Origin of the sequence: Mumia sp. ZJ1417 (genome assembly GCF_014127285.1) — a bacterium.
GTDB lineage: Bacteria > Actinomycetota > Actinomycetes > Propionibacteriales > Nocardioidaceae > Mumia.
In genome coordinates this window covers 3858006-3882093 of sequence record NZ_CP059901.1, presented here as the reverse complement: position 1 = coordinate 3882093, position 24088 = coordinate 3858006, and the positions used below count along the sequence as shown (strand labels likewise).

Sequence of the window (24088 nt, the reverse complement as noted above, 5' to 3'; positions counted from 1 at the left end):
CTTGACCCGGAATGTTAGGTGCGTCACATCTTGGGCGCCAGTCCAAGTTGTGCAGGTGCCCGAGATGCGACGCCCGTCGCTGACGCGCCGTTGCCCGATGCGACAGACTGAAGGCGATGTCTGTGCCGAACGAGTCTCCCGTACCCGCCGATCCCTCGACCGTCACCGCCCGTCGCCGTCGCCGCTGGATCCCCGTCGTCCTCCTGGTCGCCGTCGGGCTCGCGGTCGGGAGCGTCGTCGCTCTGGCGACGTTCACCAACGCCCACCGCACTGTGCTCGTCGGTGCCCACTCCGGTGTCGTGACCCCGACCTTCGACGGCCACGCGACGCTCGACTTCGGATCCGTCCTCCCGCAGATCCGGATGCCCATCGACGCCCCGCTCGGGGTCGGCGTCTCGATCGACATCGGCGACACCGAGGCCGACAGCCTCGACGAGCTCGTCGCCCGCGACGCCGTGATCGCGTCGCAGCCCGAGGCTGAGGTCGAGCAGATCCGCACGGTCGTACGTGACGTCGCGGTGGCGTCCGCCCTGCGTGGTCTCGGTGCCGGCCTCGCGGTCGTCCTCATTCTCATGGCCGTGTGGATGCTCGTCGGCCGGCGGCGCCGCCACGAGATCGCGGCGCGCGTCCGGGGCGCCTTCCGTCGTCGCCAGGCTCCCCACTCACCCGTACGGGCGCTCGTCGCGTTCGCGCTCGCGGGCGTGCTCGCGCTCGTCCTCCTCACGTGGCCGCAGCCGGCCGTCGAGGAGGTCGCCGACAAGCGGTGGCGGCCGATCGAGGAGGTGTACCCCGAGATCCCTGACGACCTCGACCTCGGCGCCGTCGAGATCTCGTCGGGCAGCGCCACCGATGCCAGCCGCGCGATCGTCGAGTCCGCGATCACCACGTACGACACGTCGGTGAAGTTCTACGGTGCGATGAAGGACCGCGTACCCGAGATCGCCCCGCAGCTGCGTCAGCCGGCGGAGGGCGAGATCGTCGCAGTGCTCGTCGCGGACCGTCACGACAACGTCGGCATGGACTCGGTCGTCCGGGCCGTGGCCGACGAGGTCGATGCGTCGCTGCTCATCGACGCCGGCGACGACACGTCGACCGGTGCCTCGTGGGAGGGGTTCAGCATCCGCTCGCTCGCACGCCAGTTCCGCGACATCCCGACGGTCGCTGTCGCGGGCAACCACGACGAGGGCGACTTCGTCGCCGAGCAGATGAAGAAGGAGGGCTTCACCGTCCTCGACGGCGAGCCCACCGACGTCGAAGGCATCCGCTTCCTCGGCTACAGCGACCCCCGCAGCTCCGGCTTGACGGCAGGCTGGGAGCAGGGTTCGACGTCCATCCGCGAGCAGGGCAAGGAGCTCACGGAGACCGCCTGCGACGACGGCGACGTCAGCACGGTCGTCGTGCACAGCCCGACGACGGGGGAGGAGGTCGCGGCCTCCGGGTGCGTCGACCTCGTCCTGTCCGGCCACCTCCACGTGCAGCGCGGGCCGACGGTGACCACGGCACCCGACGGACGTCGTACGGTCTCGTACACGAACGCGAGCACCGGTGGTGCGGCGTTCGCGTTCGCGCTGGGCAGCAAGCTGCGTCGGCAGGCACAGACGACGCTCATCACCTACCGGGACGGGCGTCCGGTCGGGTTGCAGCCGGTCAACTTCAACCCCGACGGCACGATCGCTGTCGCCGACTACGTCGTCTTCGACCTGGCGTCGGAGCCGTCGCCCGCGGACATCCCGACCACGACGCCGCCCGAGCCGACGGCCACGACGCCGACGGCCACGACCACGCCGGAGGAGTGAGGTGCCGGGGGTCGCTCGGGGTCGTCTCCGTGGTGTCACCGATGGGCGCAGCAGCCTCCGCGGTGCACCGTGGTGAGATGACTCCCGCGGCGCCTCTCGGTCCACGCCACCCGCTCGTCGTGGGCCCGGCGCTCGTCGCACCGCTGCTGGTGCTCGTCGCCGGCCTCCTTCGTCTCGTCGACGTGATGGACGGCGGGTACGGCGATGGGCCCGCGTGGGACCTCGGTCACGCCGCGCTCCTGTTCGCCTTCCTCCTGCTCGCCGTGCTGGTCGTGGGCCTGGCGCGCAGCGTCCCGCCCATCACCGGATCCGGCCGCGGGGTGACCGAGGCGGCGGTCGCCGTCGGGCTCCTCGGTGCCGTCGGCTCTATGTGGGTGGCGGTCGCGGCCCTTGCGCCCGAGAGCGCCGCGGCCGCCCACCTGCCAGGGTCGGTCTCGGGGGCTGCCGCCACGCTGCTCGTCGCAGGTCTTGCGACCTTGCTGCTCCTGCTTGTCGAGCACGGCGCGCTGGCGTGGTGGAGTCCGGCGGCCGTCGTGACCGGGGCACTCGCCGTCGCCTGGCAGGTCGACCTGATGCCGTTCGCCGCCTCGCTCGTCCTGCTCGGTCTGGCGCCGCTGACGTCGCTGCGCCTCCCGCTGCCCTCGGGTTCACCCGTCGTCCAGCGCTGAACCGCTCACGGCGTGGTCCTCTGCTCGGCACGTGCGCTACGCTCGCGCCCATGAACGCACGCACCACGCTCGGTTGGTGGCGCCACCTCTAGGTGGCGTCTCGTGCTTCATCCCCCAGACCCGCCTCTCGGCCGCGTCTGGGCAACCCGTCGGCCGACGAATCAAAGGACCGACGATGCCACCTCATGACGGCGCAGCTCTCGATGTCTCCGCAGCGCTCGCGCACCTCGTCACGCTCCCGTCGTACGCGATCATCCGCGTGCGCGACTCCGACCGCGTGATCCTGCTCGGCGGAGCCCGTACGGACGTCGACTCGCTCATGGACGTGCCCGTCCCCGATCCGGTGCCCGGGCTGCCCGCCCAGTACGACAACCTCGTGCTCGTCCCGTTCCGCCAGGTCCGCGAACGCGGCTTCGAGGCGCACGACGACGGCACCCCGCTCTCGGTGATCGCCGCCGAGACGTCCCTGGAGGTCGCCCTGGACGACCTGCTCGCCGCTCTCCCCGACGGTGAGGTCGCGCTCGCCGACAGGGGCGGGTTCGAGACGGACGACGCGACGTACGCCGGCATGGTCCGCGAGGTGATCGACTCCGAGATCGGGCAGGGCGAGGGCGCGAACCTCGTGATCGGCCGGCACTACCGGGCGCGTCTCGCCGAGTGGGGGCCGACCGGCGCGCTGACGGTGCTGCGGCGCCTGCTCGAGCGCGAGCGCGGGGCGCACTGGACGTTCGTGATCTTCACCGGCGAGCGCTACCTGATCGGCGCGAGCCCTGAGCGGCACGTGAGCATCGACGCGGGCCAGGTCCGGATGAACCCGATCTCGGGCACGTTCCGGCTGCGCGGGCTCGAGACGCAGGCCGACCGCAAGCGCGAGCTGCTGCGCTTCCTCGACGACGAGAAGGAGATCTACGAGCTCTTCATGGTCGTCGACGAGGAGCTCAAGATGATGTGCGACATCTGCAGCGAGGGTGGCATGGTCCTCGGTCCGTACCTCAAGCCGATGACGCATCTCGTCCACACCGAGTACCTGCTCGCCGGTCGCACCCACCGCGACGTGCGCGAGGTGCTGCGCGACTCGATGTTCGCGGCGACGGTCACCGGCAGCCCGGTCGAGAACGCGTGCAAGCTCATCAAGAAGTACGAGGCCGAAGGGCGTGGCTACTACGCGGCGGCTGCGGCGCTGCTCGGGCGCGACGACGAGGGGCGCCCCACGGCGGACTCGCCGATCCTCATCCGGACCGCCGACGTCGACCTCGAGGGCAACCTCAAGGTCACGGCGGGGGCGACGCTCGTACGAGACTCCGACCCCGACTACGAGACCGCGGAGACGCACGCGAAAGCGGCCGGTGTCCTCAGCGCGTTCGGGCTCGTCGAGGCGGCGCCGCTGCCGTCCGAAGGGTTCGACGCGTTCGCGCACGACGACGACGTGCTGATCGCGCTCGGGTCGCGCAACCAGCGCCTCAGCCAGTTCTGGCTGTCCGACCAGTCGGGCGCGGCACCGACCGACCCGCTCGCCGGCAAGCGGGCAGTGATCCTCGACAACGAGGACGACTTCGTCAACATGCTCGGCCACGTCCTCGGCGTTCTGGGGATCACGACCGACGTGCTGCGGCACGAGGACTACGCGGGGCCGGAGGTGTTCGACGGCTACGATCTCGTCCTCGTCGGTCCCGGCCCCGGCGATCCACGCGAGCTCGACGACCCCAAGATCGCGACCGTACGACGCGCCGTCGACGACCTGCTCGCCGCCGGACGCCCGTTCCTCGCGGTGTGCCTCGGCCACCAGGTGCTGTGCGGCGCGCTCGGGCTCGACCTCGCGTACAAGGACATCGTCTTCCAGGGCACGCAGAGCGCGCTGCCGCTGCGTGGTCGTACGGAGACGGTCGGGTTCTACAACACGTTCGTCGCCCGGGTTCCTGGGTCGGGACTGCCCGAGGGCGTGAGCGTCGAGACCGACGCTGAGACGGGCGACGTGCACACCGTTGCCGGGCCGGGGTTCCGCGGGATCCAGTTCCACGCGGAGTCGATCCTCACCCAGCACGGCGACCGCATCATCCGCGACCTCGTCGCCGAGCTGCTCGTCTGACACCCCGGCCGCACGGAACGCAAAAAGGGGCCACGCGCACCGGGGGAAATGCGCGTGGCCCCTGCGTTCCTGGTGCGACCAGGAGTCTTAGGACCCCAACGAACCGCCGTCGGAGTCGAGGGTGACGTCGGCGGTGTGCTGCTCGCCGCCACGGGTGTAGGTCAGCTCGACCTTCTCGCCCGGCTGGTAGCCGCGGATCGTCGCCACGAGCGCGTCCGAGCTCGCGACCGGCTGGTCGCCCACACGGATGATCACGTCGCCGGTCTTGAGGCCGGCCTTGGCGGCGGCGCTGCCGTCGGTCACCGACTTCACCTCGGCGCCGATCGTCGTCATGCCGTCCGACTCGACGGCGTCGGCGACCGTCACGCCGATCCGGGAGTGAGCGACCGTGTCGCCCTTGACGAGCTGCGACGCGACGTTCTTGGCGAGGTCGATCGGGATCGCGAAGCCGAGGCCGATCGAGCCGGACTCGCTGCCCCCGCTGGTGCGGATCGCGGTGTTGATACCGATCACCGACCCGTTGAGGTCGACCAGCGGGCCACCGGAGTTGCCCGGGTTGATCGCGGCGTCGGTCTGGATCGCGGGGAACACGTTGCGCGACTCGTTGGTCTCGCCCGCGGTCACCGGACGGTTGAGCGCCGACACGATGCCGGAGGTCACGGTGCTCTCCAGGCCGTACGGGGAGCCGATCGCGACGACGTCCTGGCCGACGCGCAGGTCGGCGGAGTTGCCGAGCGTCGCCGGGGTCAGGCCGCTCTTGCCCTCGGCCTTGACGACGGCGAGGTCGGTGACCGGGTCACGGCCGACGATCTGGGCGCGCGCGATCGAGCCGTCGCTGAAGGAGACGGTGATCTCGCCGCTGTCGGCGGCGGCCTCGACCACGTGGTTGTTGGTGAGGATCTCGCCGTCGGAGCTGATGATGATGCCCGTGCCGCTGCCGCTGCTGTCGCCACCGCGGACGTTCAGCTGGACGGTCGAGGGGAGCACCTTCTGGGCGACCTTCTCGATCTCGCCCTCGGAGAGCGAGGCGCTCGAGGTCGAGGTGTTGTCGAGCGAGGAGGTCGAGGGCGACGTGCCGGTGCTGTCGTCATTGAGCGCCTGGTATCCGGCCGCACCGCCGATGCCGCCGACGAGGCCGGCGACCAGGGCGCCTGCCACGACCGCCGCCGCGAAGCCGCCGCTGCGCTGCTTCTTGGGCGCGGGCTTGCCGGGCTCCTGCGGCGTGAAGCCGAAGGGGTACGCCTGGGTCTGCTCGCCCGGACGGTCGGTGGTGTCAGAGGCGGCGCCGTAACGGTGCGTGTACGGCGTGCTGCTCGGGTATCCCGTACTGGCGCCGCTGGCGGGCGCCGCGTACGGAGTGGTGGGCTGCGGCGCCTGCTGCGGGGCCGAACCCTGCGGGTCTGTAGGACGGGACTGATCGTTCATGTGCACCAGCATGCCGCGTACGACTAAGAGGCCGCTGAGACAGATCTGGGACGACCGGAAGAGGTTACTGGGGATCTGCTGAGAGTCCGCGACCCTCGGGCTCGCCCGGTCGGCCGGGAATCCGCAGCGTCATCAGCGCGCCGCCCGAGGACGCATGGCCCGCGCTGACCTGCCCGTGATGACGGTACGCGGCCTGGGCGACGATCGCGAGCCCGAGGCCCGAACCGGGGAGCCGTCGGGCGTCGCGCGAGCGGTAGAACCGCTCGAACACGTGCGGCAGATCCTCGTCGTTGATCCCCGGCCCCGCGTCCTCGACGGTGAGAGTGCCGTCGCGCAGCCGTACGCGGACCTCCCCGAGCGGCGGGCTCCATTTCGCGGCGTTGTCGAGGAGGTTGGTGACGGCCCGCTCGAGCGTGCGAGACTCGCCGACCACGATCCACGGCTCGGTGTCGACCTCGAACGCGATGCCGGGGGCCCGACGCTGCACGCGTTCGACGGCGGTCGCGACGACCTCCGACAGATCGATCGGCTCGGGGTCGGGGGTCCCCTCGTCGCGGGCGAGCTCGACAAGGTCGCCGACCAGGGTGGCGAGCTCGTCGACCTGGGCACCAACATCGTTGATGAGCTCGAGGCGGGCCGGCTGCGGCATCCCACCGCGGGTTTCGGCCTGACCGAGCAGCTCGATGTTGGTCTTGAGCGAGGTCAGTGGGGTACGCAGCTCGTGGCCGGCGTCGGCGACGAGCTGACGTTCGCGCTCACGGGAGGCGTCGAGGGCGACCATCATCTGGTTGTACGCCACCGTCAGGCGCCCGAGGTCGTCGGCGCCGTGGACGGCGATCGGGCGCAGCTCGCCGGTACGGGCGACGTGCTCGACGGCGGTGGTCAGGCGTCGTACGGGGCGCAGGCCACCGCTGGCGATCACCGAGCCGAGGAGCCCGGCGATCAGGACGCCGAAGATCCCCACCGCCCACAGGACGACGCCGAGCCGGTCGAGCGCGGCGTCCATGCTCTCCATCGACTGCGCGACCACGAGCGCGCGCCCCGAGCCTGCGTACACGGCGACGACCCGGTACGGAGTGCCGTCGATGTCGGCCGTGCGCAGAGAGTGGGTCCGCTTGCCCGAGGCGACCTCCTCCTCGTCTGGTCCTACGTAGTCGGCGAGCCGCGGGTCGGGTTCGCCGTACGTGATGACGGTCATCTTGACGTCGGTGGCGAGGAGGGCCGACTGGGGGATCCCGCGGATCTCCCACTCGGTGGCGATGCCGGCCTGCACGGCGGCCACGGCGCGGCGCTGGAGGTTCTCGTCGAGGCTGGAGGTGAACTCGGCCTTCACGCTGACGTAGACGATCATGCTCACGAACGCGAGCGTGATGCCCACCGCTGCGGTGGTGAGCAGGGAGATGCGGGTCGCGAGAGGGAGCCCCTCGGCCTTGTCGTGCAGCCAGCGCCGGGCCGAGGCGATATCACGCGCCATCAGCGGTGCTCCGCGATCACGGCGCGGTCTCGCGCAGGACGTACCCGACGCCGCGCACGGTGTGGAGCAGGCGCGGCTCGCCGTCGGCCTCGAGCTTGCGGCGCACGTACCCGACGTACACCTCCAGGGAGTTGGCCGTCGTCGGGAAGTCGAAGCCCCAGACCTCTTCGAGGATGAACGAGCGCTCCAGCACGCGCTTCGGGCGCTCCATGAACAGCTCGAGCAGCGCGAACTCCGTACGGGTCAGCGAGATGGAGCGCTCGCCGCGGGTGACCTCGCGGGTGGCGGTGTTCATCGTAAGGTCGGAGAACTCCAGCACGACCTCTTCGTCCTCGTCGGCCGACCTCGAGCGTGCGGCGCGGCGCAGCAGGGCGCGGACACGCGCGAGCAGCTCGGCGAGCGCGAACGGCTTGGTGAGGTAGTCGTCGGCTCCGGCGTCGAGGCCGTCCACGCGCTCGTCGACGGCGTCTTTGGCGGTGAGGACCAGGATCGGCACGTCGTTGCCGGCCGCGCGCAGCGCCCGCGTCGCCTCGAGGCCGTCGAGCCGCGGCATCATCACATCCATGATGATCGCGTCGGGGTTGATCATCGGGACGCGCGCGAGCGCCTCGGCACCGTCGGAGGCGACGTCGACGGTGTAGCCGTTGAACTCCAGCGAGCGCCGGAGCGAGTCACGGACAGCCCGGTCGTCGTCGACCACGAGGATGCGCATGGTGCCAGCGTGCCAGGTCGGGCCCAGCACCACCGGTGAGTCGGTGGCGCGGTCAGGACGTCGCTGCGTCGGTTCCGGCGAGAAGCTGCTCCGCCGCGGCGCTCGCCCGTGCCCCGTAACCGCCACCGAACAGTGCGGCGTGCACGAGGAGCGGGTGGAGCTGGTGCAGCGGAACCCGTTCACGCCAGCCGTCGGCCAGCGGGGTCGCCTCGTCGTAGCTGTCCAGGATCCGCTGCAGGTGCTGGATGCCGAACAGGGCGAGCATCGCGAGGTCGGTCTCGCGGTGGCCTCCGTACGCGGCCGGGTCGATGAGGAACGCCCGATCCTCCGTCGACCACACGACGTTGCCCGACCACAGGTCTCCGTGGACGCGTGCCGGTGGCTCGGGCGGTCCTGCGAGGTCGTCGAGGCGACGGACGACCTCCTCGATCGGCGCCGCCTGCTCGGCGGTCATCGCTCCTCGGTCGACGGCGACCTTGAGGTACGGCAGCACGCGGCGGGTCGCGTAGAACTCGGTCCACGTCGCTGCGGGCTTGTTGGGCAGCGGGGCCAGGCCGATGTAGCCGTCCCGCGGGAACCCGAACTCCTCGGAACCCGCGGCGTGGGTCACGGCCAGGGCGCGCCCGAACGCCTCCGCGGCGTCGGCGGTCGCCTTGGCCGGCTCCACCCACGACACGATCAGGCAGTCCTCGGCGACGCCGAGCACTTCGGGCACCGGAGCACCGCCGGCCTCGGCCAGCCAGCCGAGCGCCTCGGCCTCGGACGTGTAGAAGTCGTGCGGCGCGTGCGGTCGTGTCTTGAGCACCGCACTGCGCCCGTCGGTGAGTCGGAGTCTGATCGCCGTGTTGGTGTCCCCGCCGGCTACGGGTGTGGTGGCGACGACCCCTGCTCCGAGCAGGGCCTCCGCCTTCGCTGCTATGCCCCCCATGCGCGCCATGTGCTGACGCTACACAGCGCGGCGTCCGCGCGCCGGGCTCAGTGCGGAAGCTGTTGCACCAGCTGAGGGGCGCTGGCGACGATCGCGTCCGCGGTGCGCTCGATGAGGCCGAGCACGTGCTCGAATCCCTCCGGCCCGCCGTACCAGGGGTCGGGGACCTCGTCGTCACCCGGTGTGGCCGCCGGGTCGTACGAACGGAACATCTGGATCTTGGCGCGGTCGCTCGCGTCGCGGGCGAGCGCGGCGACGTCGTCGAAGTTGGACTCGTCCATCGTGAGGATGAGGTCGTGGTCCTTGAACCACTCGCGCGTGATCTGCTGCGCGCGGTGCCGGGTGGGGTCGTAGCCGTGCTCGGCGAGGACGGCGGCGGCCCGCGGGTCCATCGGCTCGCCACGGTGCCATCCGCCCGTGCCTGCCGAGTCCACGCGGACCTTGTCGGACAGTCCGGCGTCGTCGAGCTTCTGCTCCAGCACCACGTCGGCCATCGGGGAGCGGCAGATGTTGCCCAGACAGACGACGGCGATGCGGAGCGGGTGGTCGGCGTCGCCGGGCGAGGTCATGCCCTCACGCTAGTCCGCATCCACGCTAGTCCGCATCAATGAACAGCCGCAGCGCCATGTTGACGAGGGAGATCACGATCGAGCCCCACAACGCGACCCAGAACCCGTCGACGTGGAACTCGACCAGCACCGGCAGCGCGTCGGTCACCCAGGCGGTGAACCTCAGCAGGAGCGCGTTGAGGACGAGCAGCAGGATGCCGAGCGTCAGCACGATGAACGGGATCGAGACGAGCTTGAGGAGGCGTCCGACCGTCAGGTTGATCGCCGTGAAGACGGCGGCGACGATGAGCAGCGCGCCGGCCTTCTCCCAGCCGTCCTGTCCCGCGTCTCCGATGCTGATGCCGCTGAAGATCCAGGCCGCCACGGCGATGGCGGCGGCGTTGCACAACCAAGTGAGGACGAGCTTCATGGGTCCATCCAAGCAGACGCCCGTACGGCGCCGGACCGGTGTCAGCCGGCCACCTCCGGGACGGGCGCGGGGCTCGACGTACGGGAGAGCTGGGCGACGGCGATGCCGGCGACGACGAGCAGTCCGCCCACGATCTGCACCCCGTCGAGCGACTCCCCGAACCATGCCCAGCCGAGCGCGGAGGCGCCCACCGGCTCGAGCGTCGCGACCACCGTCACGACCGTCGCGGGGAGGTACTGCAGCGCGCTGAGCTCCATGAAGAACGGCGCGAGAGTGCCGAGCACGATCACCCATCCGAGCACGAGCCACAGCGGGACCTCGTAGGCGTCGAGGGCGCCAAGCAGGTTGGCAGGAGCGCCGAGGCCTTCGACGGTCCAGACCGGGCTGATGACGTTCATCGCGAGCGCCGCGAACGTGAACGCCCACAGGACCACGCGGATCGGGTCGGCGTCGCGCACACCCTGCTCGCCGACGAGGAAGTAGACCGCGAAGCAGACCGCGGCGCCGAGGCCCGCGAGCATCCCGAGCCCGTCGAACGCCAGGCCCTCGGAGATCTGGGCCACGAGAGCGAGCCCGAGCAAGGTCATCGCGACGGCGACCCACATCGTGCGACGGACCTGCTGCTTCTGGACGAAGCGGGCCCACAGGACGACGAGGACGGGGGCGAGGTACTCGAGGAGCAGCGCCATGCCGACGGGGATGCGGTCGATCGCGATGTTGTAGGTCCACTGGACGCCGGCGACCCCGACGATGCCGAGGAGCAGCAGCATCGCGAGCTCGCGCCCACGCGGCAGCCGCAGCGCCGACCGGTCGGTGAGGGCAGCGAACGCGAGGAAGAGGAGCGCCGAGCCCGTCGTCCTCAGGCTCGTGAGCAGTGCGGGGTCGACGCCGGCCCGCATCGCGACCCGGGACACCCCCGCGTTGACGATGAAGAGGGCGGCGCCGCCGACGACGAGGCCGTACCCGATCCCTGCCGACGACTCACCGCGTGCCACCTCGGGATGCTCTCACGCAATGACGGGCGACAGGGCTCCGGGCTACGCCCGCGGGACCCATCGCGAGGTGCCGCCGGGCCCCGCCGTCGCGACGAAGGGCGGCGACGGCTCCGTCCGGGTCTCGATGCCCGCCTTGCGCGCCGCCTTGGCGACGCGGTCGCGGAAGTCGAGCCACGCGGCCCCGTCGGGAGTGCCTCCGTCGTCAGGAGCGCTGAGCGGTGCAAGGGTGACGGAGCCGGAGTCCGTACGGACGACGCCTGCGGACGCGTCGTACCGGTCGAACCCGGTCACGAGCGCCCAGCGGCCGGCAGCGAGGGGCTTGGACACGGCGGCCCGCGCCACCTTGGCGACGATCTCGCCCGCGGTCTCGGGATCGGTCTCGAGCACCAGCCGGGTCGCCAGCCAGTCCTCGGACCCGCCGCCCCGCGGCTTCTCTCCCCGCTCGGCCCGCCGCCGCATCGCCGCGCGCCGCCGCCGCTGGTCCAGCACGAGCAGCACCACGAAGACGGCGACTCCGGCGAGGAAGGTCGAGGAGGGCACGCCGGGAGGCTAGCAGCCGTCGACATCTCGACCATCGGACGGCGGCGGGCCTAGGGTGCGGGCATGGGCGAACCCCGCATCAGAGCGGCGCTCGACGGCGTACCCGACTACCGTCCGGGGCGACCACCGAGCGCGGCCGACGACCGAGTGCCGTACAAGCTGTCCAGCAACGAGAACCCGTACCCGCCGCTGCCGAGCGTGCTCGAGGCCGTCCAGGAGGCGTGCGGGCACCTGAACCGCTACCCCGACATGGGCGCGATCGACCTGTACGCCGCGCTGTCGCGCCATCACCAGGTCCCGGTGCCCGATCTGGCGGCGGCGACCGGCTCCGTCGCTGTCCTCTACCACCTGCTCCAGGCGACCTGCGAGAGCGGCGACGAGGTCGTGTACGCCTGGCGGTCGTTCGAGGCGTACCCGATCGCGGTCCGTCTGGTCGGCGCGACCCCGGTCGAGGTGCCGCTGACCCCGACCGCGGAGCACGACCTCGACGCGATGCTCGGCGCGCTGAGCGACCGTACGCGCGTGGTGATCGTGTGCACCCCCAACAACCCCACCGGACCCGGCGTCGGTGGCGACGCGCTCGCCGCGTTCGTCGCGCGCGTGCCCGAGGACGTGCTCGTCGTGGTCGACGAGGCCTACGCGGAGTTCGCCTCGACCCCGACCCGGGCGCTCGAGCTGACGCGTGCGCGCGACAACGTCGTCGTGCTGCGGACCTTCTCGAAGGCGTACGGCCTGGCGGGCCTGCGCGTCGGGTACGCCGTCGCACCGGCCCGGATCGCGTCGGCCGTGCGCAAGGTCGCGCTGCCGTTCGGGGTGTCGGACGTGGCGCAGGCGGCGGCGGTCGCCTCGCTGGACGCCGAGAAAGAGCTCTTGGCCCGCGTCGACGCGTTGGTCGCCGAGCGTGACCGGACCGTCATGGCCGTACGCGACCTCGGCTGGGCCGTCCCGGACACGCAGGCCAACTTCTTCTGGCTGCCGACGGGGGAGCGGACGCTGGAGGTGGCGGAGGTGTTCGCCCACGACGGGCTGGCCGTACGGCCGTTCGCCGGGGACGGCATCCGGATCACCATCGGCGAGCCGGACGCCAACGACCGCGTGATCGAGGTGCTGCGGCGGCTCGCAGGCTAGAGCGGGGCCTCAGCGCATGTCGAGCGGCTGCGACGTCGACTCGAGCACCGAGAGCCACAGGTCGCCCTCGGGCGAGACCGAGTGGCGGCGCTCGATGACCAGCGGGATCGGCACGTGGACGAACCGGTGGCGACGTCGGCCGACCACCATGTCGGTACGGCCGGCCATCACGGCATGGACGGCGACCTGCGCGAGGCGCGCGCAGTAGACCGAGTCGGAGGCGTCGGCGGGGATGGCGCGGATGCCGTAGCCGGGGTCGAGGAACTTCAGCGTCAGTGCCTCGCCGCGGTTGCGGAAGTCCTTCTCGATGGCCTCGCGCACGATCGTCGCGATGTCGCCGAGACGGCTGTTGCCCGAGGCGTCGGACTTGCCGGTGGCGAGCGTGTGCTCCTGCCCGGCGCCCTCGGCGAGGACGATCACGGCGCTGCCGTGCTGGCGGATCCGGCGCTCGAGCGAGCGCAGCAGGCCGTTCTCGCCCTCGAGGCTGAACGGGACCTCGGGGATCAGCACGAAGTCGGCGTCATGGTTCGCGAGGGCGGCGTAGCAGGCGATGAAGCCCGCGTGCCGGCCCATCACCTTGACGAGACCGACGCCGTTGTACGCCGACTCGGCCTCGATGTGGGCGGCCGCGATCGCCTTCGACGCCTCCGCGAACGCGGTGGCGAAACCGAAGCTCTGGCCGATGTGGGGGATGTCGTTGTCGATCGTCTTCGGGATCCCGACCACGCCGATCGCGAGCGCGCGCCGGGTGATCTCCTCGACGATGCCGTGCGCGCCGTGCATGGAACCGTCGCCGCCGATGACGATGAGCGCGTTGATCTCGAGCTCGACGAGACGGTCGACGATCACCGCCGCGTCCTGGGCTCCGCGCGAGGTGCCGAGGATCGTGCCGCCGCGCTCGTTGATCGAGCCGACGAGGCCGGGCGTGAGGGGGATCGGCTCGTACCCGAGCTCCTTGTCGAAGCCGGCGTAGCCGTTGCGGAAGCCGGTCACCTGGGTCACGCCGTAGTGCGTGTAGAGCTCCAGCGTGACTGCGCGGATCACGTCGTTGAGGCCGGGGCACAGGCCGCCGCAGGTCACGACCCCGACGTGGGTCGTCGCGGGGTCGTGGAAGATCGCGGGGCGCGGGCCTCCCGGCTCGAAGGACGGCCAGCGTTCGACGGGCTCGCCGCGCTGCTCCAGGAGGGAGATCGTGTCGTCGTACAGGACGCGGTCGCCCTCGGAGACGTAGTACTCGTTGGTCTTGCGCCCGGCGACGTAGCTGCTGAGCGGTGACTCGTACGTGCATGGGCCGAGGGAGGAGACCTGGAGGTCGGCGAGGGAAGGCACAGGACGAGCGTAGGCGGGCAGGTGGGCTGGTCGCCTCCCACAGGTGTGGCATCGGGGTAGCAAACTGGAGTCCGTTCGGTGACGCGGGGTGCAGAATGCCGACTGATTCGCTCATCTCGATCGCAGGTTGCTATGCTCTGGACTGTCTTGTTTTTCAGGTTGCCTATTTTGTTGTTTCTCAGGAAAAAATGGATCCCTCGCTTCTCCTCGGCTTCGCGGGCCTGTGCGTGCTCCTCGCGCTGACGCCCGGTCCCGACACGTTCCTGGTGCTGCGCTTCAGCCTCGGCGGCACCCGTACAGGGCTGGCGGCCGCGCTCGGCTCGGCGACCGGCTCCCTGCTCTGGGCGCTCGCCGTCGCCGCAGGTCTCGCGACGCTGCTCGAGCAGTCGGCCGGGGCGTACCGGGTCGTCAAGATCGCGGGCGGGCTGTATCTGCTGTGGCTCGGTCTGCGGGCGCTGCTGCGCCGTGGGCAGGGGCTCGGCGACGTCGAGGGCGCGTACGGGGTCAAGGCCGGCGCCGCGATGCGGGCGGGGTTGATCTCGAACGTCCTCAACCCGAAGGTCGGCCTGTTCTTCGTCGCGGTCGTGCCGCAGTTCCTGCCCGGCCACGAGGCCTCGCTCGGTGCGACGCTGGTGCTCGGCACGATCTTCGCTGCGGTCGGGTTCGTCTACTTCGCCGCGATCGCGACCGTCGCGGGGCGGGCGCTGACGTGGCTGCGGCGCCCGCGGGTGCAGCGCGCGATCGACCGCGGCACGGCCGGCATCATTACCACGCTCGGGGTGTCCACCCTGGTCTCCGCCACGCGCTGACGGCGCCGCCGGTCGAAGGTCTCGGTCACGGACCGATCGGGCGGGGCTCCTCGCGGACGACCTCGCGCGGGTCCTTGTCGTCGCGCAGCCCCTGATAGCGGGGGTGACGCAGTCGGCCCGCGCCCGTCCACTCGCTGAAGCCGATCTCGACGACGAGCCGCGGCTCCACCCAGTGGGTCTGCGAGGGGCTCGAACGGCTGGCCTTGCGGATCTCGGCGGCCGACTCTGCGAACGGGTTCGTGTCGGTGGCCAGCGGCACCAGCAACGAGCCGAGCTGGGCGAGCGTGCGCTCGTCGAAGCCGGTGCCGACCTTGCCGGCGTACCGCAGCGCGTCGCCGTCGTAGTAGCCGAGCAGCAGGGCTCCGAGGCCCGACCGCGATCCCTGCGGGTCGGTCCAGCCGCCGACCACGAGCTCCTGGCCCCGTACGACCTTGAACTTGAGCCAGTCCGCCGAGCGCCGTCCGGGCTGGTACGACGACGCGGCGCGCTTGGCCATCACGCCCTCCCATCCGGCCTCCTCGGCGTGGTGGAACAGCGCGAGCCCGTGCTCATCCTCGTGCTCGCTGAGCAGGATCGTGTCCGAGAACGAGAAGGCGTCACGCAGGGCGTCCTTGCGGGCGGTCAGCGGGAGCGGGCACAGGTCGTGGCCGTCGAAACGTGGCAGGTCGAAGGCCCAGTATGCGAGCGTGACGCCCGCGTTCGCGATCGTGCGGGGATCGGTGACGTGCATCCGCTTCTGGAGGTCCTCGAAGCTCGTCTGGTCGCCCCGCATCGCGCACAGCTCACCGTCGACGACCCAGTCCTTCGCGCCGTCCAGTGTTCGCAGGGCCTCGACGATCTCGGGATAGCTCGCGCTCACGTCGAGCCGGTTGCGCGTCCACAGCCGTACGTCGGTGCCGTCGCGGACCGCCATCAGGCGCTCGCCGTCGAGCTTGCGCTCGAACACCCAGGCGGGGTCGTCGAAGCGCCGCGACGACAGGGTCGCGAGCATCGGCGCGATCCACGCGGACGGCATGAGATGACCGTACGCCGGACTGTTCGGCCATACCTCTTGACCGACGTCGGTCGGGCGCGGAAGGGTACGCGACACCGATGGAACGCCGTTCCAACATATGGAGGGTCACATGCGCCTTGCCCGTCCCGCCCGCCTTGCCCGTCCCGCCCGCCTCGCCGCTGCCGCCGCACTTGCCGGTAGCGTCCTGGCCGTCTCCCCGGCCCCAGCCTCTGCGGAGCCCACCGTCGCGCACTACTCGAGCCAGGTGGTGAACGACGGCGCCGACGTCTACTACCCGTCCGACGCGCAGGGTGAGCTGCCGGTCGCGCTGCTCATGCAGGGGGCTCAGGTCCACCGCATGCACTACGCGGCGTACGCACGTGCCGTCGCCTCGTACGGCTTCGTGGTCGTCGTCCCGAACCACAAGCGCCTCGTCTTCTTCGACCAGGACTACTACCCGTCCCAGAAGATGCCCGCGGAGGCGATCGGCTGGATGGACGACGAGAACGCGAACTCTTCCTCGCCGCTCGCTGGCAAGATCGACACCGACACGCTCGTGCTGCTCGGTCACTCCTTCGGGGGCGCCGCTGCGCTCGGTGTCGCTGAGGAGAGCTGTGGCATCCCGTTCTGCACCACGCTCGGCTACTCGCTGCCCAGCGAGGTGAAGGCGGCGTCGCTGTTCGGCACCAACAACAAGTCCCCGCTGTTCGGCAACTCCGCGAGCATGGACAACCAGATCCCGGTCCAGCTCGTCCAGGGCACGGTCGACGGCGTCGCGCTTCCGGCCGACGCGGAGACCTCGTACACGAAGCTCGAGAACGGACCGAAGCAGATCGTCCGCGTCGCCGGTGCCAACCACTACGGCATCACCAACGCGCAGAACCCTGCCGGCGCCGATCCCGATGCGAGCGCTCAGCCGATCTCGCAGGCGGCGAGCATCGCGACGTCTGCCCGCTGGGCGGCGCTGTTCCTCAAGGCGCAGCTCGGTGACGCGGCGGCTGCCGACTACGTGTTCTCCACCGGCGACGCCTCCGACAACGGGGTGACGGTGACCAGCCAGACCTCCTGATGACGGGGCCGTGCGGCGCTCCCCAGTGCTAGCCTGACTGCACGGTGTGAGCATGCTCACACCGGTGGGGTGCGCGCCAAACACCAACAGGTAGGCGCCCCACGACTCACATCCGCCGGCCGCGGTGACCCCGGGCCGCCGAACGCGAGGAGTGCCGCATGGCCGACCCCGTCGACCCTCCGCTCGTCCAGCTGCTCACCCCTGAGGGCGAGCGGGTCGAGCACCCCGACTACCAGTACGACGGCGATGACGAGGTCGTCGCGGGCCTCTACCGCGACCTGGTGCTCACCCGCCGCATCGACACCGAGGCCACAGCGCTCCAGCGCCACGGAGAGCTCGGCATCTGGGCGTCACTCCTCGGCCAAGAGGCTGCGCAGATCGGTTCGGGTCGTGCACTGGCAGCCCAGGACTACGCCTTCCCGACATACCGAGAGCACGGTGTCGCCTGGTGCCGCGGCGTGGACCCGATCGCGCTGCTGCGGCTCTTCCGCGGCACCGACCAGGGGACGTGGGACCCCGACGAGCACAACTTCGGCCTCTACGCGATCGTCATCGGCGCGCAGACGCTCCACGCGACCGGCTACGCGATGGGTCTGCAGCGCGACGGCGCGGTCGGGACCGGTGAGGACGGGCGGGACGCGGCGGTGATCGCGTACTTCGGCGACGGTGCGACCAGCCAGGGCGACGTCAACGAAGCGTTCGTGTACGCGGCCGTGACCAACGCGCCGGTTGTCTTCTTCTGCCAGAACAACCAGTGGGCCATCTCCGAGCCGACGGCGCGCCAGACGCGGGTGCCGATCTACCAGCGCGCGGCGGGCTTCGGCTTCCCCGGTGTGCGGGTCGACGGCAACGACGTCCTCGCCGTGCACGCGGTCACGACCGAGGCGCTGCAACGAGCCCGCGAGGGGAGCGGGCCGAGCCTGATCGAGGCCTTCACCTATCGCATGGGGGCGCACACCACGACCGACGACCCGACCCGATACCGCCACTCCGACGAGGTCGAGCGCTGGAAGCTGCGTGATCCGCTCGAGCGCGTACGGGCGTACCTGCGGCGGGTCCACGCCGTCGACGAGCAGTTCTTCACCGACGTCGAGGCCGAGGCGGAGGCCCTGGGCGAGAGGCTGCGCGCGGAGGTGCGGGCGCTCCCGGACCCGGATCCGACGACGCTCTTCGACCAGGTCTTCGTAGAGCAGACCTCGGAGATCGCCGCCGAGCAGGAGGAGTTCCGGTCCTGGTCGGCGAGCCTGGAGGAGGAGGTCGCGCGATGAGCCGCACGGTGACGATGACGATGGCCAAGGCGCTCAACGCCGGTCTGCGTGCGGCGATGGACCGCGACTCCAAGGTCGTGCTGATGGGGGAGGACATCGGCAAGCTCGGCGGCGTCTTCCGCATCACCGACGGCCTCCAGAAGGACTTCGGCGAGGATCGCGTGATCGACACGCCTCTGGCGGAGTCGGGGATCCTCGGTACGGCCGTCGGCCTCGCCCTGCGCGGATACCGGCCGGTGGTCGAGATCCAGTTCGACGGCTTCGTCTATCCCGCGTACGACCAGATCGTCAGCCAGGTCGCGAAGTACCGCTACCGCTCCGGCGGTCGCGTCTCGATGCCGCTGGTCGTCCGCATCCCGTTCGGTGGCGGGATCGGGGCGGTCGAGCACCACTCCGAGAGCCCCGAGGCGCAGTTTGCGCACACGCCCGGCCTCAAGGTCGTCGCGTGCTCCAACCCGCGCGACGCGTACGCGATGATCCAGCAGGCCGTCGCCTCGCCGGACCCGGTGATCTTCCTGGAGCCCAAGCGGCTCTACCACTCGACGAAGGCCGAGATCGACCTCGACGCGACACCGCCGCCGCTGTTCAGCTCACGCGTCGTCCGGGCCGGGAGCACGGCGACGGTCCTCGCGTACGGGCCGTCGGTGTCCGTCGCGATGGGTGCTGCGGAGGCGGGGATCGCCGACGGGCTCGACCTCGAGGTCATCGACCTGCGGACGCTCTCGCCGCTCGACATGGGGCCGGTGTACGAGTCCGTGCGCAAGACCGGACGCGTGGTCGTCGTCCACGAGGCGTACCGCAACCTCGGGATGGGTGCCGAGCTCGCGGCCCGCATCAGCGAGGAGTGCTTCTACTCCCTCGAGGCGCCAGTGCTGCGCGTCGGCGCGTACGACATCCCGTACCCGCCGAGCCGCGTCGAGGAGTCCTACCTGCCGGACCTCGACCAGGTCCTCGACGCCGTCGACCGAAGCCTGGCGTGGTGAGGCCCGTGACGACCCACGAGTACAACCTGCCCGACCCCGGCGAGGGACTGACCGAGGCCGAGATGCTCTCCTGGCACGTCGCCGTCGGCGACACCGTCAAGGTCAACGACATCGTCTGCGAGATCGAGACCGCGAAGTCGGTCGTCGAGCTCCCGACCCCGTACGCCGGCACGGTCACCGCCCTGCTCGTCCCTGAGGGGGAGACCGTCGCGGTCGGGACCCCGATCCTCGCGGTCGCCGATGACGCGGACGTTCCGTCGGTCGAGCCTGTCGAGACCCCGCCGGCCGAGACTCCGTCGGTCGAGCCTGTCGAGACCCCGTCGGCCGAGGAGCCCACGCCCGTGGCGACGCTGGTCGGGTACGGCCCGCGCGAGCGGCAGTCCGTACGGCGCCGCCGCCGTCCGGCCGTCGAGGAGCGAGGCGCGTATCGAGGCCACGACCTCCCGCTCCGGATGCTCGCCAAGCCGCCCGTCCGCAAGCTCGCGAAGGACCTCGGCATCGACCTCCGCGAGGTGCCGCCCGGCGAGGGCGGGATCGTGCGGCGAGCGGATCTCGAGGCGTACGCGAAGGGAGCCGAGACGCCAGCGAGCGCCCCTCTCGCCCCCGCCCCTCTCGCCCCCGCCGCTGCGCCACCGTCGGCCGAGCGCGAGACCCGCATTCCGGTCAAGGGTGTCCGCAAGGCCACCGCGGAGGCGATGGTGGCCTCGGCGTTCACCGCTCCGCACGTCACCGAGTGGCTCACGGCCGACGTCACCCGGTCGATGGAGCTCGTCGACCGGATGCGCCTCGACCCCGACCTCGCAGAGGCCAAGGTCTCGCCGCTCCTGCTCGTCATCCGTGCCGTCTGCCTCGCGCTTCGGCGTACGCCGGAGATGAACGCGACCTTCGACGGTGCCGCGCAGGAGATCGTTCTCAAGCACGACGTCCACCTCGGCATCGCCACGGCAACTTCGCGGGGGCTCCTCGTGCCGGTGGTCCGTGACGCGGACCGGCTGACGATGCCCGACCTCGCGGCCGCGATCGGCGACGTGGTCCGGACCGCCCGCGAGGGCAAGACGCAGCCCGAGGCGTTGACGGGCGGGACGTTCAGCATCACCAACGTCGGGGTCTTCGGCGTGGATGCGGGGACGCCGATCCTCGTCCCGGGCCAGACCGGGATCCTTGCTGTCGGGGCGATCAACCGCCGGCCCTGGATCGTCGACGACGAGATCGTGCCCCGGTGGGTGACGACGCTGGCGGTCTCGTTCGACCACCGCGTCGTCGACGGCGCACAAGGATCGCGGTTCCTCGCCGACGTCGGCCGCCTGCTGGAGGACCCGGCGAGCGCCATGACGCTCTGACATCGCCCTATGGCGGGTCGATGACGGCGCGGACCTGACATACGGATGTCGTGAATGCGCCACTTCTGCCGTTTTCCTCTCCGCTCTGCCCTCCACTCGTTACGTTGCTTGAGGACAACCGGGGCCGGGGGGCGAAGGGGTGATCCGGTGACAGGTGAGTCACGTGACGTCAGCGCGTACGAACGCGTCGGCTGGCTGCTGCGCCAATGGCGGTTGATGTCTGCCGACACGAACCTCCGCAAGCTGCAGCCGTACGCCGAGGTGCTCGCGCGCCACGGCCACCGCGCAGACGCCTCTCGCATCTCGAGATGGGAGTCCGGCAGGCTTCGTGTCCCCGAGTCGGTCCTGCGGTCGTACGAGGAGATCCTCGGGCTGCCCCGGGCCGGCCTCGCGGCGCTGTGCGAAGGCGTGGCGCGCTCCTGGGGTGCACGGCCCCCGACCCGTACGACCGAGGTGTCCGACGAGATCCTGAGCGAGGCGTTCGCGACGGTGCAGGGCTCGGTCGTCGAGGGTGTCGACTGGTTCGAGTGGGCGGGCTGCGTCGCGGCACGCCACGCCGTCGACGACACCCTCGCCGCTGAGACGGGTCCGCTCGTGGCCCGGTTGGTCAGCGAGGCGTCGCGCGCCAACGGCCTCGCGCTCGTGACCCGCTACGAGGCGCTGCGGCGGTTGATCGAGTCGCCCACCCACCAGGGGCGGGTGATGCAGACGATCGGCGCCCAGGTGATCGACCCGACCGCGCAGGCGACGCTGATCCCCGTCATCCTGATCGCCGAGGTGCGGGCGGAGAAGGCCGTCAACACGCTCATCTCCCTGCTCGGTCAGCCGTCGGCGCAGCTGCAGCTCGGCGCGACGTGGGGGCTGCACCGCAAGCTCACCCGGCACGAGGTCACGCCGTCATCGATGGCTGCGCTCGAGGCACAGCTTGCGCAGATCCTGTTCGACGGGTCTAACGAGAACGCCCTCGTCCGCATCGTGCCGTTGTTCGACGTCCTCCCTCCGCAGACCGCCGAGCGGTTGCGGAGGCTGCGCCCGCAGCTCTTCCCGACGCGTCCACGCGGCGTGGCCGGCTCGGCGACGAGCCGCGCGACGATGCTCGCGACGGCGGTCCGCGGAGCGACCGCCCGCATCGAGTCCGTGACGGGACGCGAGGTCGACGCCGTCGGGCGCGCGGTCATCGAGGACGCCTACAGCGCCACCAGCCACGACGTACGCCACCAGTCCGCGATGCTCCTCGCGCGCAGCCCGTACGCCCCGGTGCTCGCCGAGGTGCTGATCGAGCAGACGCATCCCAACCGGTGCTTCGACGGAGCGCCGGGAGTGCTCCCGTACGTCGTGGGCAAGGCCGAGCGCGACGCGCTGATCACGCGGCTCGACGAGTCCGGAGCCGACCTGCGCCAGACCTTGGTGACGCTCGCGCACGTGCCCGGTGGGCCGGTCGCGGGAGTGGCGCCGCTGCTGGGCCACGCTGACCAAGGTGTCGCGCACGCGGCGCTGTTCGCCGCCGGGATGCAGCAGGACCCCGTCCTTGCGAGGTTGTCCCGAGATCGCCGCCGATCAGCCGAGATGCGCGCGGGTGCGCGGTGGTGGCTCGAGCACGGCGGCCGCGTCGACGACGCGCGGGTCACCTGACTGCTCGGTGCCCTCGGGGCGTACGGCAGCACGGCGGGCTAGGTTGGCGTCGTGTCGTTGAGGTTCGCGCTGCTCGCCGCTCTGCTCGAAGGCGACGCGTCCGGGTACGAGCTGAGCAAGGTGTTCGACGTGTCGTCGGCGCACTTCTGGTCGGCGACGCCGCAGCAGCTCTATCGCGAGCTCGATCGGCTCGAGAACGACGGTCTGGTGGACGTCGAGGTGGTGCCGCAGGAGCGGCGTCCGACCAAGAAGGTGCTCTCGCTCAACGAAACCGGCCTCGCGGCGCTGCGCGCGTACGCGTCGGCGCCGGCCCGTTCGCAGGCGATCCGCAGCGACCTCATGGTGAAGGTCCAGGCTGCGGATGTCGCCGATCTCGACGCGCTCCTCGCCGCGGTCGCGCAGCAGGCCGAGGAGTTCCGGGCCAAGCAGCACCTGTTCGAGGTCGTCCGCGAGCGGATGCTCGACGGTCGCGACTCGGAGACCTACCTCCGTGAGGCTGACCGGGTGGGGCCGTACCTGACCCTTGAGCGCGGCCTCGCCTTCGAGCGCGAGAACCTCGCCTGGACCGAGCGGGTGATCGCGGTGCTCACCGCGCGCCGCGACGCGGGCTGACGCTCGAGCGCGGACCACCGAAGCCGCTCAGCGAGCGGTGGACTCCTGCTCGTCGAGCCAGGCGTCGACCTCGGCGTTGTGCTGACCGAGCCGCGGCGGCGCCAGGTTCTTCTCGCGCGCACCCGCGTACGGGTTGTCGTCGAGCCGCAGGACGGGACCGGGGATCTCGATCGGCCCGAGGGTCTCGTGGTCGACCTCCACGAGAAGGCCCTGCGACAGGGTCTGGTCCCAGGCATAGACGTCGTCGAGCTGGCGCACCTTGCCCGCAGGGACGCCGGCCTCGGCGAGCCGCGCCAACCAGACCTCGGCGCCCTCGGAGGCGAAGGCCGACTCGATCCGCGCCGTCAGCGCGTCGCGGTTGCGGACGCGCAGCGGGTTCGACGAGAACGCGGGGTCGTCGACGTCGACGCCGATGAGCGGGGCGAAGCGTCGCCAGAGCCCCTCGGATCCCACGGAGAGCTGTACGGGAGCGTCGGCGGTGCGGAAAAGTCCGTACGGGGAGATCGACGGGTGGTGGTTGCCGGCGGCGCGCGGGAGCTCACCGGCGACGGTCCAGCGGGTGCCTTGGAACGCGTGCACGCCGACCATGCCCGCGAGGAGGCTTGTCCGCACCACGCGGCCACGCCCCGTACGGTCGCGCTCGTGCAGCGCGGCCGCGATGCCGTACGCGGCGTTCATCCCGGCGAGGAGGTCGGCGATCGGGACGCCGACCTTCGTCGGGTGCTCGGCGTCGGGGCCGGTCATGCTCATCAGGCCGCCCTCGCCCTGCGCGATCTGGTCGTAGCCGGCACGTGTCGACTCCGGTCCGTCGTGCCCGAATCCGGTGATCTGGCAGATGACGAGCCGCGGGTTGAGCTCCTGCAGGTGCTCGTAACCGAACCCGAGCCGCTCGAGCACGCCCGGCCGGAAGTTCTCGAGGAGGACATCGGCCTGGAGGACGAGCCGCTCGAGCAGGCGCCGACCCTTCTCGCTCTTGAGGTCGGCGGTGACCGAGAGCTTGTTGCGGTTGCACGAGAGGTAGTAGGTCGCCTGCTCGTCGCCCTCGCTCCCCGTCACGAACGGAGGACCCCACTGGCGGGTGTCGTCGCCGCCGGGCGACTCGACCTTGATCACCGTCGCTCCCAGGTCGCCGAGCATCATCGCGGCGTGCGGGCCGGCGAGGGCACGGGTGAGATCGACGACGACGATGTCGGACAGCATCACGGCTCCTGGGTTCGGGTGCGGGGCCCGACCATCCTCACACCTGCGGCACACGGCCCCGTACGGCGAAAGGTGCCAAACCGTACCCGCTCCGCTGGCAGCGCCGGCCGCCTGCGAACATG

The 24088-nt window shown here is 71.1% G+C and carries 22 protein-coding genes; 11 read left to right on the top strand and 11 right to left on the bottom strand.

Features of this window, described 5'->3' with window-relative positions; genetic code table 11:
- Nucleotides 1-116: 116 nt before the first annotated feature.
- From H4N58_RS18785 to H4N58_RS18775, 3 genes are all read left to right on the top strand, one after another.
- Complete coding sequence (locus H4N58_RS18785) at nt 117-1796, top strand: metallophosphoesterase (protein ID WP_167251242.1); 1680 nt, start codon at nt 117-119, stop codon at nt 1794-1796.
- A 77-nt stretch (nt 1797-1873) separates the two neighbouring features.
- Entirely contained in the window at nt 1874-2464 is a 591-nt protein-coding gene (locus H4N58_RS18780; protein ID WP_167006823.1) for a hypothetical protein, read from the top strand.
- Between the two features lie 175 nt (nt 2465-2639).
- Nucleotides 2640-4550, top strand: coding sequence for an anthranilate synthase family protein (locus tag H4N58_RS18775; protein ID WP_167251244.1), 1911 nt, complete (start codon nt 2640-2642; stop codon nt 4548-4550).
- A gap of 87 nt (nt 4551-4637) precedes the next feature.
- Here the strand turns inward: H4N58_RS18775 and H4N58_RS18770 are convergent, their stop codons facing one another.
- The 8 genes from H4N58_RS18770 to H4N58_RS18735 all read right to left on the bottom strand — a co-directional run bounded on the left by H4N58_RS18770 (nt 4638) and on the right by H4N58_RS18735 (nt 11602).
- The gene (locus H4N58_RS18770; RefSeq protein WP_167006817.1) at nt 4638-5975 is read right to left on the bottom strand and encodes a S1C family serine protease; all 1338 of its coding nucleotides are present in this window, start codon (nt 5973-5975) and stop codon (nt 4638-4640) included.
- Nucleotides 5976-6039: 64 nt separating this feature from the next.
- Nucleotides 6040-7449: a cell wall metabolism sensor histidine kinase WalK gene (locus H4N58_RS18765; protein ID WP_167251246.1), complete on the bottom strand. Its 1410-nt coding sequence runs from the start codon at nt 7447-7449 to the stop codon at nt 6040-6042.
- A gap of 16 nt (nt 7450-7465) precedes the next feature.
- On the bottom strand, nt 7466-8161 hold the full coding sequence (locus H4N58_RS18760) for a response regulator transcription factor (RefSeq protein ID WP_167006811.1): 696 nt from the start codon (nt 8159-8161) through the stop codon (nt 7466-7468).
- 52 nt (nt 8162-8213) lie between these two features.
- Nucleotides 8214-9098 (bottom strand): fructosamine kinase family protein, encoded by an 885-nt coding sequence (locus H4N58_RS18755; RefSeq protein WP_167251248.1) that lies wholly within the window; start codon nt 9096-9098, stop codon nt 8214-8216.
- Between the two features lie 38 nt (nt 9099-9136).
- Entirely contained in the window at nt 9137-9658 is a 522-nt protein-coding gene (locus H4N58_RS18750) for a low molecular weight protein-tyrosine-phosphatase (RefSeq protein WP_167006805.1), read from the bottom strand.
- A gap of 25 nt (nt 9659-9683) precedes the next feature.
- Nucleotides 9684-10067: a phage holin family protein gene (locus H4N58_RS18745; protein WP_167006802.1), complete on the bottom strand. Its 384-nt coding sequence runs from the start codon at nt 10065-10067 to the stop codon at nt 9684-9686.
- A gap of 41 nt (nt 10068-10108) precedes the next feature.
- Entirely contained in the window at nt 10109-11062 is a 954-nt protein-coding gene (locus tag H4N58_RS18740) for a DMT family transporter (RefSeq protein WP_167251250.1), read from the bottom strand.
- Nucleotides 11063-11104: 42 nt separating this feature from the next.
- A complete protein-coding gene (locus H4N58_RS18735; RefSeq protein ID WP_167006796.1) occupies nt 11105-11602 on the bottom strand; it encodes a hypothetical protein in 498 nt (165 codons plus the stop codon).
- Nucleotides 11603-11665: 63 nt separating this feature from the next.
- Here H4N58_RS18735 and hisC point away from each other — a divergent pair, with 63 nt between their 5' ends.
- Entirely contained in the window at nt 11666-12730 is a 1065-nt protein-coding gene (gene hisC / locus H4N58_RS18730) for a histidinol-phosphate transaminase (RefSeq protein WP_167006793.1), read from the top strand.
- A 9-nt stretch (nt 12731-12739) separates the two neighbouring features.
- On the opposite strand, the gene H4N58_RS18725 is transcribed toward hisC, so the two are convergent.
- Nucleotides 12740-14059 (bottom strand): ATP-dependent 6-phosphofructokinase, encoded by a 1320-nt coding sequence (locus tag H4N58_RS18725; protein WP_167251252.1) that lies wholly within the window; start codon nt 14057-14059, stop codon nt 12740-12742.
- Nucleotides 14060-14247: 188 nt separating this feature from the next.
- On the opposite strand from H4N58_RS18725, the gene H4N58_RS18720 reads away from it, so the two are divergent.
- Nucleotides 14248-14868: a LysE family translocator gene (locus tag H4N58_RS18720; RefSeq protein ID WP_167006788.1), complete on the top strand. Its 621-nt coding sequence runs from the start codon at nt 14248-14250 to the stop codon at nt 14866-14868.
- Nucleotides 14869-14893: 25 nt separating this feature from the next.
- Here H4N58_RS18720 and ligD read toward each other — a convergent pair whose 3' ends face one another.
- The gene (gene ligD, locus H4N58_RS18715) at nt 14894-15883 is read right to left on the bottom strand and encodes a non-homologous end-joining DNA ligase (RefSeq protein WP_167006785.1); all 990 of its coding nucleotides are present in this window, start codon (nt 15881-15883) and stop codon (nt 14894-14896) included.
- Between the two features lie 109 nt (nt 15884-15992).
- Here ligD and H4N58_RS18710 point away from each other — a divergent pair, with 109 nt between their 5' ends.
- The 6 genes from H4N58_RS18710 (at nt 15993) to H4N58_RS18685 (ending at nt 22766) form a co-directional block, all read left to right on the top strand.
- Nucleotides 15993-16931 (top strand): alpha/beta hydrolase, encoded by a 939-nt coding sequence (locus H4N58_RS18710; protein ID WP_167251254.1) that lies wholly within the window; start codon nt 15993-15995, stop codon nt 16929-16931.
- Between the two features lie 158 nt (nt 16932-17089).
- On the top strand, nt 17090-18199 hold the full coding sequence (gene pdhA, locus H4N58_RS18705) for a pyruvate dehydrogenase (acetyl-transferring) E1 component subunit alpha (protein WP_167006780.1): 1110 nt from the start codon (nt 17090-17092) through the stop codon (nt 18197-18199).
- On the top strand, nt 18196-19182 hold the full coding sequence (locus H4N58_RS18700; protein WP_167251256.1) for an alpha-ketoacid dehydrogenase subunit beta: 987 nt from the start codon (nt 18196-18198) through the stop codon (nt 19180-19182). The genes pdhA and H4N58_RS18700 overlap by 4 nt, the downstream gene beginning before the upstream one ends.
- Before the next feature lie 5 nt (nt 19183-19187).
- On the top strand, nt 19188-20522 hold the full coding sequence (locus H4N58_RS18695) for a dihydrolipoamide acetyltransferase family protein (protein ID WP_167251258.1): 1335 nt from the start codon (nt 19188-19190) through the stop codon (nt 20520-20522).
- A 147-nt stretch (nt 20523-20669) separates the two neighbouring features.
- A complete protein-coding gene (locus H4N58_RS18690) occupies nt 20670-22154 on the top strand; it encodes a helix-turn-helix domain-containing protein (protein ID WP_167006772.1) in 1485 nt (494 codons plus the stop codon).
- Between the two features lie 51 nt (nt 22155-22205).
- Nucleotides 22206-22766, top strand: coding sequence for a PadR family transcriptional regulator (locus H4N58_RS18685; RefSeq protein WP_167006769.1), 561 nt, complete (start codon nt 22206-22208; stop codon nt 22764-22766).
- Nucleotides 22767-22793: 27 nt separating this feature from the next.
- Here the strand turns inward: H4N58_RS18685 and H4N58_RS18680 are convergent, their stop codons facing one another.
- Nucleotides 22794-23966, bottom strand: a complete 1173-nt coding sequence (locus tag H4N58_RS18680; RefSeq protein ID WP_167251260.1) for a CaiB/BaiF CoA-transferase family protein — start codon at nt 23964-23966, stop codon at nt 22794-22796.
- Nucleotides 23967-24088 lie beyond the last annotated feature (122 nt).